We start from the raw sequence: 12,195 nt of genomic DNA on the forward strand, positions 1-12,195 counted from the left end.
CGAACTCAAAGTAGCCTATGCTAACAAAACTTTTAGGAGATGAAAAATTTGGATTTTAAAGATAGTATTCGCGTGATTCCTGATTTCCCAAAAGAAGGTATTAGCTTTAAAGACATCACCACTTTGCTAAAAGACGGTGATGCATATCGCCAGGCCATCGATGCCCTGAAAGCACTTGTATCCCACTTAGAAATCGATGTGATCGCTGGACCGGAAGCACGTGGTTTTGTAGTTGGCGCACCTCTCGCATATGCATTGGGTGTAGGTTTTGTGCCAATTCGTAAGAGTGGTAAACTGCCGTATGAGACGATCGAGGTTGGATATGATCTTGAATATGGTAAAGATACACTTGCTGTTCACACGGATGCCATTAAGCCTGGACAAAATGTACTGATTGCTGATGACTTGTTAGCAACAGGAGGTACTATAGCTACTTCGGTTAGCCTTGTGGAGCAGCTTGGCGGTAAAGTGGTAGGCGCAGCGTTTTTGATTGAATTGGTTGAGCTTGCTGGACGTAATAAGCTTTCTGGAATTGAAGTTATGACATTAGTTGATTACGAAGATTAATACGATATAATTGTCTTTTCCCGGGAAATAAATCGGGATTTATGTATCGAATCATGTGGAAAAGTGCAAACAACAGCAATTCTCTGTCACTACTTGCGGAGGGTTGCTGTTTTTCAATTTTTTGGTCAAAAGAGACACAAAAAAAGACTGCTCAATCCATAAAATGGATCTGAAGCAGTCTTTTTGAATGATTAATTCATAAATAAATTAGTGAGCTGCTTTATCGCTTTCTCCACCTTCATTTGACAGTCCAAGAACTTCAATGAGTTTGAAGAATAAGGCTAGAACGATACCAACAATTGTAGCTAGAGCCATACCACTGAGTTTTACGCTACCCATAGTAAGGGTTGTACCACTAATTCCGACAACAAGCACCAACGTAGCCATAATCATGTTAGTAGCTTTGGAAAAATCAACTTTTTGCTCTACGAAGATTCGCAGACCGGATGCGGCAATTACACCGAACAACAGTAGTGATACGCCGCCCATTACAGGTGTCGGTATGTTAGCGATAACGGAGGAGAAAGTACCAGAGAACGATAGCAGAATTGCAATCACTGCTGCGCCACCGATCACATATACAGAATAAACTTTAGTTAATGCCATAACCCCGATGTTCTCACCGTAGGTTGTATTTGGAGTAGAACCGATAAAACCGGAGATAATTGTAGATATCCCGTTACCCATCAGAGATCGATCAAGTCCAGGGTCTTTAGCCAGATCTCTGCCAACAATATTGCTGGTTACAAGTAAGTGTCCAATATGTTCAACGATTACTACTAGCGATACTGGGATGATAGTCAGGATAACATTCCAATCGAAGGATGGAGTAACAAGGGTAGGGTGCGCTAAAAAATTCGCATTAGATATTGCAGCCGTATCCACCATTTTCATAATATAAGCTAAACCATAACCAGTTACGATACCGATGAGGATGTGAATGATCTTTGGGAAACCGCGGAAGAGTACAGCTCCAATTACGGTTACGCCCAGTGTCACCATAGAAAGCGTGATTGCTTTGCCATCTGGAGTCCAGTCTGCAACTGCAACACCTTCAGGGGCAATAAGTCCTGCCATTCGCGCGGCAACAGGCACAAGTTCAAGTCCGATCGTTGCTACGATAGCTCCCATTACTGCTGGAGGAAAGACAACATCGATCCATTTTGTTCCAGCATAACGGATGATTAAAGCAACGAGCACAAAGATAACACCAGTGATGATGAAAGCGCCCAAAGCAAGAGAATAGCCTTTCATATGATCATCTTTATGATCGGCAAGTACTGATAATACGGGGGCGATAAATGCAAAGCTGGAGCCAAGGTAGGCAGGTATTTTACCACGGCAAATCCAAATGTATAGCAGTGTGCCGATACCGTTCATCAGCAAAATCATGCCAGGGTCAACCCCGAACAAGTTAGGCACTAGCACTGTACTGCCAAACATGGCGAACAAATGCTGTAGGCTTAATAGAAAACCGGGGCCCCATGGAAGTTTTTCATTAACTTGAATTTCGCGTTGCAATGGAGTTCACTCCTCTTTCTTAATGGATATGATGTTGTCCAGCGAAAATCCGCCTTTACTAGATTAAATAGAACGGGACATTTTTACAACAACATTTTCACAAGTGTTATTAATTTGTCCGATTTTCATATCTTTTACTTCTTGAATACCATGAGATGGCAAGTGTTGACGTAATCCTTCGTAAGCGTCATAATTATAGACAACTTTGAACAAGAGCGTAAGTTGCTTGCGAAATGATTGGAACCTGCAGATTTCAGAATGATTGCGGGTTCATTTTATTATAGAAAGGAAACGGATACGACGAGAATGGGCATAGAGCGATTAATTGATAAGGCTGGCGCCTATATAAAAGATAAAGATCTTCTCCGCATCCGGGAAGCTTATGAATTTGCCGATCAGGCTCATCACGGGCAGATCCGCAAGTCGGGGGAGCCATACATTCTGCATCCGCTGGCGGTGGCAGATATTGTCGTCAATATGCAAATGGATGTTATATCTATTGTTGCGGCGCTTTTGCATGATGTTGTGGAAGATACGACGGTCTCATTGGAACAAATCCGCGCGAAATTTGGCGATACCTGCGCGATGCTTGTGGATGGCTTAACTAAGCTGGAACGCATCCGTTTTCGCTCAAAGGAAGAGCAGCAGAACGAGAATTACCGTAAGATGTTTATTGCAATGGCTCAGGATATCCGGGTCATCGTTATCAAACTAGCGGACCGCCTGCATAATATGCGTACGTTAAAGTATCAATCTGAAGAGAGCCAGCGTCGTATTTCTTACGAAACGTTGGAGATTTTCTGTCCTGTGGCTGATCGACTGGGGATTTCCGCGATTAAGTGGGAGATGGAGGATATTGCGCTTCGTTACTTGAATCCGCAGCAGTATTATCGCATTGCTAATCTGGTGCATAAGAAGCGGGCAGAACGTGAGCAATTTATCGACAGTGTAATTGGCCGTATTCGTGCCAAGCTGGATGAAATGGGCATTGAAGGTGATCTTTCAGGCCGTCCGAAGCATATCTACAGCGTCTATAACAAAATGAGTACGAAGAACAAACAGTTTAATGAGATCTATGACCTATTGGCCATCCGTATCATTGTGGATAATATCAAGGATTGTTATGCAACCCTCGGAATTATTCATACCCTTTGGAAGCCAATGCCAGGTCGATTCAAAGATTATATAGCTATGCCCAAAGCGAATATGTATCAATCTTTGCATACTACAGTGGTAGGTCCTGGTGGAGAGCCAACTGAAGTGCAAATTCGCACTTGGGAAATGCATCGCACGGCTGAGTACGGGATCGCAGCGCACTGGGCATACAAAGAAGGAACCAGCAATAATGTGAATCCAGAGAATCGGATGCCTTTTTTTCGGGAAATATTGGAGCTGCAGCATGAGGCTAAGGATGCCGAAGAGTTCGTAAAATCACTCAAAATGGATTTTTTCTCGGATCTCGTGTTCGTATTTACGCCTAAAGGCGAGGTTATTGAGCTTCCTGCGGGCTCTGTACCGCTTGATTTCGCTTTCCGTATTCATACGGAAGTGGGGAATCGCACAATCGGTTCTAAGGTGAACGGGCGAATCGTGCCGCTGGATCACAAGCTGAAGACAGGCGATATCGTTGAGATACTGACGTCTAAGCATTCTTACGGACCAAGCCGCGACTGGCTCAAGATTGCCCAATCCTCACATGCACGGAGCAAAATTAAGCAATGGTTCAAAAAAGAAAAACGTGAGGAAAATGTCGAAAAAGGTCGCGAAGCGATTGAACGTGAGCTGAAGCGTCTGAATGTCGAGGTTTCTGAGTGGATTTCCGATGAGAAACTATTAGAAGCTGCGAAGAAATTCGCTTTTAATGATGTTGAGGATATGTTATCTGCAGTTGGCTTTGGTGGAATTACCGCATCGCAGATTGCTTCCCGTTTGACAGAGAAGCTGCGCAGAGAGCAGGAAGAAGCCGCTAATCACTTAGAGCTCACCTCAGAGATGAAAGAGATTAAGTCTTCCGGCGAAAAACGTAATCAACCCACCAATGGCGTAAGTGTAAAAGGAATTGAGAATTTGCTCGTTCGTTTTGCACGATGTTGTAATCCGGTGCCGGGTGACGATATTGTAGGGTATGTTACACGGGGCCGGGGTGTATCTGTACATCGCCAGGATTGTCCTAACATTCCGGGTGAAGGTGATGGAGAAGAAGCGGCAAGAGTGATTGAAGTAGAATGGGAAGGTACGATGGAAGCGAACTACAGTGTGGATATTGAGATTACAGGCCATGATCGTAATGGACTACTCAATGAAGTGCTGCAGGCAGTTTCCGAGAGTAAAACGAACATTTCTGCAGTCACTGGGCGCTCTGACAAGAATAAAATGGCAATGATTCATATGACCATTCTCATTCGTAACACGGAGCATCTGCAATCCGTTGTAGATAAAGTGAAACGAGTCAAGGATGTATATACAGTGAATCGGATCATGCAATAGGGCAAGGAGCGAGTAGTACGATGAGAGTTGTAGTACAGCGTTGTAAGGACGCCAAAGTAACCGTGGATGAGACAGTGACCGGAGAGATTGGCAAAGGTTTGATGCTGCTTGTTGGCGTTACGCATGAAGATACAGAAAAGGATGCCAAATATTTGGCGGATAAAATAGCAGGACTACGTATTTTTGAAGATGATGCTGGTAAAATGAACTACAGTGTTACAGAGACTGAGGGAGCTATTCTTTCAGTGTCCCAATTTACTCTTTACGGGGATTGCCGTAAGGGGAGACGGCCGAATTTCATGGGAGCAGCAGCACCTGCGGAGGCCGAGCGACTTTATGATTATTTTAACCAAGAGCTTAGAGCTGGAGGACTTCAGGTAGAGACGGGCGTATTTGGAGCGATGATGGATGTATCGCTGACCAATTGGGGCCCGGTTACTCTTATTCTAGATAGTCGCAGTTAATAAGAAATTGTCGAAAATTGCTTCTGTATTTATTAGGACCTTAACATCAAAAAAATCAAATTTTAAAAGCGTCCAACATAATTAGTCATGACTAATATGTTGGACGCTTTTTTTGTTATTGTAATATCCGTTCTCCGTTGGTGTAATCAACATAGTGATTTTAATTTGGCATTTCGCTGTCATTTTTTTGAAATTTGACCTACTTACTTCAACATAAGCCGATAAGTCGTCAGCTTGGGCTTGTTATCCACAAATGTGCTCGTCGAGACCATTATTTGCTTGCCAGAAGGGCTCCAGGCGACGGTTGCGACATCCTGGAAATCTCCGAGCTGCTCGATCTTGCCGGTCTTTGCATTCGCAACGTAGACACCGTTCATGCCGTCCTTGTCCTTGTTATACACGGCGAACGCCAAGTACGAGCTATCCGGGGACCAATCGAAGGCGTACATCTGAGTCGTCACGGTGAGCTTAGTCTGCTGCGAGGTGTCGTTCGAGTTCATGAGGAACAGCGTGCGTTCCGTATCCCCCGTACTCTTCAGCATGGCCAACTGATTGCCGTCAGGTGACAGCGACATTCTCCAGACGGATTTGTCCACGATCGTCTCTTTCTTCGTCTCCAGATTGTAGGCCGACAATGTGTTATCAAGACTAGGGTTGACGTAGAAGAGCGTATTTCCGGTCTTTGCTGCATAATCGAATATGATGTTTTTATCTTTGCTAAGCAATAACTCGTCTTTACTGTCTGTCCCAACCTGTAGAATAGCACCCTTACCGTTGCCGACGATCAGATGACTGGAGTCTGTCCACTGGCCCCATTCCTGTCCGCCCTTATCCTGATCCGTGACTAGTCGGCTAGTTCCGGTTGGCACATGTACAAGGACACCGCGGCCACCGTCCATCATGAACGAGGTATTTTCATGGAAAAAGACATATTGGCCGTCCGGCGAGACTATCGGACTCTCATGCACGCGGTCTTCGCTTGGTTTCAGCGCCTTGACCTGTTTCGTTTTCAAATTGTAAATGTACAGCTGGGCAGGCTTCATCGGACCGGAGTCAGAATCAATCTTCTTTGCGTCCGGATTCGTCTGGGCAATTAACAATTCGTTCTCGTTCAGCCAATCTTGCGCATACAGGCCGTCAAGCCGCTCGAGTTGATCCATGGTGATTGATTTATCGGTTTGCGAATCAGACTTCTCTGGCTTGTTCTTGTCGATGACGGTAACTGGCGGTTCATTAGTTGCTCCCCCGCCGTTATTCTGTGTTGTGCTGCTGCAGCCTGCGATCCCAACCGCTAGTATTACGATCCCAATTTGTTTCATCTTCATGATTGATGTATCTCCTTCTAAGTTGTGTTATAAATCTGATAAGAGTGTACCAACAGGATGTCTCCACAATATTTCGAATTGTTTCCAAGTTGTAAACGTACCGAGACTTGGCGGAGGGAGAAGTTGGACTTATACAGAATCATGATGATAGAGAGGAAACTGTACTTCAAACATGCTTCCAGTGGTGTCCGACCGTTTCAATTGTATGATTCCTTTTTGCTTCTCCACCCATTGCTGAACGAGAGCAAGTCCCAAGCCACTTCCTCTCGTTTCTTTTGAACGCGCCTTGTTCGCGGTGTAGAAGGGTTCAAAAATACGTTCCTGGGATTCAGAAGGAATGCCAATTCCCGTATCAACAATTTCTACCTTTGCCTGATTCTGTTCGGTATACAATCGAATATTGACGCTTCCACCGGGGACGTTGTATTTGATCGCGTTGTCCAGCAAATTAACGAAGATGTGTATTAAACTCTCGCGTTCCGCCCATATGGTGGCTGGTACTGTGTGAAGCTGAAAGGTTAGTCCGAATTTGTCGGCCTTGCCTTTCATCAGAGAGACCAGCTCGTCCAGCACGATATCAAGTGACACGGCTTCAGCCTGGTATTCGAATTCGTACTTCTCGAGTGAGGCAAGGCGCAGCGCGTTTTCCACTAGCTTGTGTAGTCTAGACGATTCCTTGCGAATGCTTTCAATCGCTTGCTGAAGCAGTAAAGGATCATCTGGGTACAGCTCCAGTAGATCGGCATATGCAGTAATAGAAGTGAGAGGTGTCTTAAGTTCATGACTAATATTATTAATGAATTGCTTCTGTTGCTGCTCCAACACTTGCAGCTTGTCTACGACAAGCGATAGCTTCGCTTTCTCCGTTTCTAACTTCTTCATGCTCGATTCAATCTCACGGCTCATCCTATAAATGCCCTCGCTTAAGTCGCCAAGTTCATCCTTACGGACTAGCGGTGCATGATCAATATACGCTCCTGCTCCAATGTTGTTCGCCGTCTGCTTGAGCCGAGTTATAGCTTTAGATTGTCGGTAGACATAGAGGAAGCCAAGCAGGAAGCTGGCTAACAGAACGATGGAGCCGGATAGGAGGAACATTGTTTTTGTCTGCCGGTAAAAGGCGTGCAGCTCGCCCACGGGTTTCTGGAATTCAACTACAGCGATCATTTGTTCCTCGAACATGAGGGGTGTGAAATAATATAGCACGTCCTGAACGTCCGAATAAGCGATCTTGCCCTGGAGTGCATACTGCATCGCATCCGGCAGAGCAGGGGAAGGAACGAGAGGCAGTGAATTCCCGATCTCGACACCGGTCTCATCGTACAGGCGGACGTGCAGTCCGTTGGATTGCCCTAATCGATTGGAAAGATCCATGCCACGATATTTCATGAATGCCTTCAAGCTAACCTGTTCCCCGGACAAGTAGCTCATCTTCACCGTCAATTCGGCGCGGTTCGTCATCTCCGCCATTTCACGCTCTAGTCCAATGCGTTGGTTGTGACGGATACTGCGTAGTACTAGCACACTAAGTACGCTCACCGTGAACAACAGGAGGCCAGCGAGCAGCAGGGAGAACTTCCATCGTAAGCTCACCTTCATACGGACTCCCGGGTGGCCTTGTAACCTACTCCGTATACGGTCTGGAGCAGATGTTGACCTTTGTCGCCAAGCTTACTACGGATGCGCTGTATATGAATGTCGACCGTGCGTGTGCCCCCGTCATAGTCGAGCCCCCAGACAAGATCCAGCAGTTCCTCGCGCGTGTATACCCGTTCCGAATGGAGGACGAGCAGGTGTAGCAGCTCGAATTCTTTGGGCGTCAGACCCACCTTCTCACCCGCCACCTGTACGTCTCGATGTGACGGATTCACTGTCACCGCACCAATCATGATTGGACTGTCGGAGGGAGCATGTTCCACGCTTTTCTCGACACGACGGTGCAGCGCTCTAACTCGGGCGACGAGCTCCCGAATATCGAACGGCTTGGTCATATAATCATCAGCCCCCAGCTCCAGACCAAGTACTTTGTCTACAATGTCGTTCTTGACCGTGAGCAGCAGGATGCCAATCCCTCTCCGGTTCTCCAGCCGACGGCACACATCATAACCAGACAGCCCTGGCATCATGACGTCTAGTACGAACACTTGCGGCTGGAACGATTCGGCAAGCCTAAGCGCGGCTTCGCCGTCAGCGGCCGTTTCGACCTGAAAGCCTTCCCGCCGCAGTGCATAGGCGATTGCTGTCACGATAGAGTATTCATCGTCTACGACTAGCACTCTTTTATCCATGCTGTTAATTATTTCCACCTCGCTACAGTTGTCTTGATACGCCTATTCTACATATTGCGCTCAGCAAAAGCGAACCCATTGGGGGAGCACAAACCCGGATCAAACAGTATAGCCTAAATTCCAGTAAGCCTCCTTTTTCTGATGGCTACAAGTGTCCTGTGCCTAAAAGTCTGCTTGTTTCTGTTGTGTTGTAAGTAGATACTTGCGCGGATAGACCCTCTTGGAGCTGGATAAACTAAAGGTAGACAGTTATCCCGCACGATGCAAGGAGCTTAGCAATGAGACATTCACAGAAGGCATGGGTATGGAGAAGTATCCCGGTACTAGCGACAGGGAGTCCCGTAGAAGCCTATGCATTAGCCAAAAAGCCGGAAGATGAAATTGAATCTCAGGTGACTAAAGGAAGAAGCCGTAATCGCTTACCGCGTACCTGAAATGGGTGGTGGAGGCGGCTTTTTGATGCGGTTAGCCGGGGATATTTTCTGATTAGAGGTTAGAAATCATTGTGATAAGGGTAATAGACGACAAGAAAGATCAATAAGTACCTAATCATTTGCACAAGCAGAGAGGAGAACTTATTACATGAGTAATGTTGCATTTTTACTAGCTAATGATTTTGAAGATTCTGAGATGAAGGTCCCTTACGATGAAGTTATAAAGGCAGGACATCAAGCTGACATTATTGGTTTAAAGAAAGGTGAGACCTTACTGGGCAAAAAGAAGGAGGTCTCCTACGCAGCCGATAAAGCTATAGCTGACGTTGAAGCAGGTAATTATGACGCGATAGTAATTCCTGGAGGCTCTTCCCCAGAAAATTTACGGCAAAATGCAGATATTTTGAAGTTTGTGAAAGAAGCAAACGAAGCTGGTAAGCCTATCGCTTCTATTTGCCACGGACCCCAAATTCTGATCAGTGCAGACTTGCTCAAAGGACGTACCATCACCTGTTATCCTCCGTTAAAAGATGATGTTGTGAACGCCGGTGCGGAGTTTAAAGATGAAGAAGTGGTAGTTGATCGTAATTACATTACTTCACGTACCCCGAAAGATGAGCCTGCCTTCGTTCGTGAAATTTTGAAGGTCCTGAAATAGCAATTTATAACACTGAGTCTTATAATCTAAGGAGGTAATGGTAATGACCAGAAAAATCCAAGCATATTTTAGAACGGAAAATGAAGCAGAAGGTGCTAAAATAGCATTGATTAGTTATAAGGTAGATGGCTTGGAGGTATGGCCGCTCACGGATCCTATTGGGGAAGATCGTAGAATTCTGTTTCCGATAGCCCCGTTTAGTAATACGACGTTAGCCGCTGGTACAGTAGGGACGCTTGGAACGGGTAGCACTCCGGCAGCTGGAGCTATGTTGGCCCCTGGTGTTGCCGCCTCCGAAACGCGTGATGAACCTGAGACCCATTATAGCGTGGATGAAGACCAGCTTAGTGCGGATGTAGCAGATGGTGAGCTCGAAGATGGGGATTTAAGTGAACTTCGTTATGTGATGGACCTAAGTGTCGCAGAAGAGAATTATAATGAGGTTGTGGAAACCCTTCGGGGCAAAGGGGCATTTGTGGAGCAATTTGATTAACAGCAATCTATTAAAATAAACCGCTTTCATGAATGTAATATAATCGTAATATTACATACATGTTTCCTTAATAAAGCGTGTTTATAATAAAGACATGACCCCCTTTTTAATAATATATGATGATGGACCTGCAGCATTCGGCTGCAGGTCATTTTTTTTGTAACAGTTGAAGTTAAAGGTCAAAAGTTGAAAGTTGTCGAATTTTTTATTCAGCTTCGCATTTCCTGCCTTGACTTTAGCACAGTAGTTCAGTAGAATTTAAAAATATACGATTTTATCATATGGTTTTGATGACGGGAACAAGTAATTCGAGGACCCACAACGCCAGAGAGGAATCCCCTGTAGATTCAGATGATATCCAGTACAATGGATGATCTATCGTTTCTGCTTGGCTGCAAGGATTCTGTTGATGAGCGAATGAATGACCTCCCCGAGAACGTACGGCGAAAGTGGGCAATGCATATTGCCGCGATCAGTAGCCGTTATGCGTAGGCGGGCGTTAACCGCTTTGAGCGGATTCAGAATGGTTCTGGTCCGGAATGTGGGTGGTACCACGGGTGTATTATTGGTTATGATAATCCCTCGTCCCTGTTTTTTATAAACAGGGCGGGGGATTTTTTGTTTTGTTTAGCCTGATGAAGTGATGAAGAGAGCAGATTTAGAGGGGTATTTTTTAGGAGGGATAGACTGTGGCTAAAGAAAGATTCGAGAAACCTACAGGAACGCAGGATGTGCTTCCGGGAGCTGTGGAGAAATGGCAGTATATTGAGGGGAAGGCTAGAGATTTATGCCGTCGTTTCAATTACCGTGAAATCCGTACACCGATGTTCGAGCACACGGGGTTATTCGAGCGTGGAGTAGGCGAAACAACGGATATTGTAGAAGGCGAGATGTACACTTTCAAGGATAAAGGCGATCGTGATCTGGCGCTTCGTCCAGAAGGAACGGCGGGTGTCGTTAGAGCTTATGTTCAGAACAAGCTTTACGGTGAACCTGATGTAAGTAAGCTGTATTATATCGGACCTATGTTCCGTTATGAGCGTCCACAGGCAGGCAGATATCGTCAATTCCATCAGTTTGGTATTGAGGCTTTTGGAGCTGTGGATCCGGCTATTGATGCGGAAGTAGTATCCTTAGGCTATCAATTCTATAAGGATCTTGGCCTTAAGGATGTAAGAGTGGAAATCAATTCTGTCGGTAACGCACCTAGCCGTGCAGCTTATCGGGAGAAACTATTGGGTTTCTTAAGACCTATGAAGGATACCCTTTGCAGTGACTGTCAGCGTCGTATGGAGCGTAATCCGCTTCGCGTGCTGGATTGTAAGGTCGATCAAGATAAATTTACAGATGCGCCTTCCATTTTGAATAGTCTGGACGAAGAGTGCACCGCTCATTTTGAGAAGGTGAAGATGCACCTTGATATCATGGGTGTGGAATTCACCATTAACCCTCGCCTTGTAAGAGGACTGGATTATTACACGCATACAGCGTTTGAATATAAAGCAGCAGGTATTGGTTCGATTGATACCGTGGGCGGCGGAGGCCGGTACAACGGTTTGGTTGAAGAAATTGGTGGACCGGATCAACCGGGTATTGGTTTTGGGATTGGACTTGAACGAATTCTCCTCATTTTGGAGGATCAGAAGGTAGAGCTGGAGACGGCGAAGCCACTGGATGTGTACTTTGTAGCTCTCGGTGAAGAAGCTGATATCGAAATCTCTAAGCAGCTATATATTCTGCGTAGCCAAGGGTACTCAGCAGAACGTGACTACCTAGGCCGGAAAATGAAGGCACAGATGAAATCGGCAGACCGTATGTCGGCACGTTATACTGCGATTCTTGGCGAAGATGAGCTGAAGAATGGTGTGATTACCGTGAAGTCGATGAACACAGGGGAGCAGCGCACCGTGAAGCTGGAAGAGCTGGGTCAGGCACTAGTTTAGACCATCTGACTAACG

12 protein-coding genes are annotated in these 12,195 nt (G+C 45.8%); 8 read left to right on the forward strand and 4 right to left on the reverse strand.

What is annotated here, in order from left to right; genetic code table 11:
- The first annotated feature begins 48 nt into the window (after window positions 1–48).
- Complete coding sequence (locus CA600_RS24650; protein ID WP_094873659.1) at window positions 49–567, forward strand: adenine phosphoribosyltransferase; 519 nt, start codon at window positions 49–51, stop codon at window positions 565–567.
- A gap of 207 nt (window positions 568–774) precedes the next feature.
- Here CA600_RS24650 and uraA read toward each other — a convergent pair whose 3' ends face one another.
- Window positions 775–2,088 (reverse strand): uracil permease, encoded by a 1,314-nt coding sequence (uraA, locus tag CA600_RS24655; RefSeq protein ID WP_094873661.1) that lies wholly within the window; start codon window positions 2,086–2,088, stop codon window positions 775–777.
- Window positions 2,089–2,394: 306 nt separating this feature from the next.
- Between uraA and CA600_RS24660 the strand changes: the two genes are divergently transcribed.
- Window positions 2,395–4,575, forward strand: a complete 2,181-nt coding sequence (locus CA600_RS24660) for a RelA/SpoT family protein (RefSeq protein WP_042132407.1) — start codon at window positions 2,395–2,397, stop codon at window positions 4,573–4,575.
- 20 nt (window positions 4,576–4,595) lie between these two features.
- Window positions 4,596–5,039, forward strand: coding sequence for a D-aminoacyl-tRNA deacylase (dtd, locus tag CA600_RS24665; protein ID WP_094873663.1), 444 nt, complete (start codon window positions 4,596–4,598; stop codon window positions 5,037–5,039).
- A gap of 203 nt (window positions 5,040–5,242) precedes the next feature.
- Here dtd and CA600_RS24670 read toward each other — a convergent pair whose 3' ends face one another.
- The 3 genes from CA600_RS24670 to CA600_RS24680 all read right to left on the reverse strand — a co-directional run bounded on the left by CA600_RS24670 (window position 5,243) and on the right by CA600_RS24680 (window position 8,652).
- On the reverse strand, window positions 5,243–6,364 hold the full coding sequence (locus tag CA600_RS24670) for a hypothetical protein (RefSeq protein ID WP_094873665.1): 1,122 nt from the start codon (window positions 6,362–6,364) through the stop codon (window positions 5,243–5,245).
- Window positions 6,365–6,493: 129 nt separating this feature from the next.
- The gene (locus tag CA600_RS24675; RefSeq protein WP_179281717.1) at window positions 6,494–7,957 is read right to left on the reverse strand and encodes a sensor histidine kinase; all 1,464 of its coding nucleotides are present in this window, start codon (window positions 7,955–7,957) and stop codon (window positions 6,494–6,496) included.
- 2 nt (window positions 7,958–7,959) lie between these two features.
- Window positions 7,960–8,652 (reverse strand): response regulator transcription factor, encoded by a 693-nt coding sequence (locus CA600_RS24680; RefSeq protein ID WP_094873669.1) that lies wholly within the window; start codon window positions 8,650–8,652, stop codon window positions 7,960–7,962.
- Window positions 8,653–8,930: 278 nt separating this feature from the next.
- Here CA600_RS24680 and CA600_RS31365 point away from each other — a divergent pair, with 278 nt between their 5' ends.
- From CA600_RS31365 to hisS, 5 genes are all read left to right on the forward strand, one after another.
- Complete coding sequence (locus tag CA600_RS31365) at window positions 8,931–9,086, forward strand: hypothetical protein (RefSeq protein ID WP_179281718.1); 156 nt, start codon at window positions 8,931–8,933, stop codon at window positions 9,084–9,086.
- A gap of 148 nt (window positions 9,087–9,234) precedes the next feature.
- Window positions 9,235–9,744 (forward strand): type 1 glutamine amidotransferase domain-containing protein, encoded by a 510-nt coding sequence (locus tag CA600_RS24685; protein ID WP_094873671.1) that lies wholly within the window; start codon window positions 9,235–9,237, stop codon window positions 9,742–9,744.
- 43 nt (window positions 9,745–9,787) lie between these two features.
- Window positions 9,788–10,237, forward strand: coding sequence for a hypothetical protein (locus CA600_RS24690; protein ID WP_094873673.1), 450 nt, complete (start codon window positions 9,788–9,790; stop codon window positions 10,235–10,237).
- A gap of 366 nt (window positions 10,238–10,603) precedes the next feature.
- Window positions 10,604–10,729 (forward strand): hypothetical protein, encoded by a 126-nt coding sequence (locus CA600_RS31925; protein ID WP_256990000.1) that lies wholly within the window; start codon window positions 10,604–10,606, stop codon window positions 10,727–10,729.
- Window positions 10,730–10,926: 197 nt separating this feature from the next.
- Complete coding sequence (gene hisS / locus CA600_RS24695; RefSeq protein WP_094873675.1) at window positions 10,927–12,180, forward strand: histidine--tRNA ligase; 1,254 nt, start codon at window positions 10,927–10,929, stop codon at window positions 12,178–12,180.
- Window positions 12,181–12,195 lie beyond the last annotated feature (15 nt).

Source organism: Paenibacillus sp. VTT E-133280 (genome assembly GCF_002264385.1).
GTDB classification, from domain to species: domain Bacteria; phylum Bacillota; class Bacilli; order Paenibacillales; family Paenibacillaceae; genus Paenibacillus_AQ; species Paenibacillus_AQ nitricinens.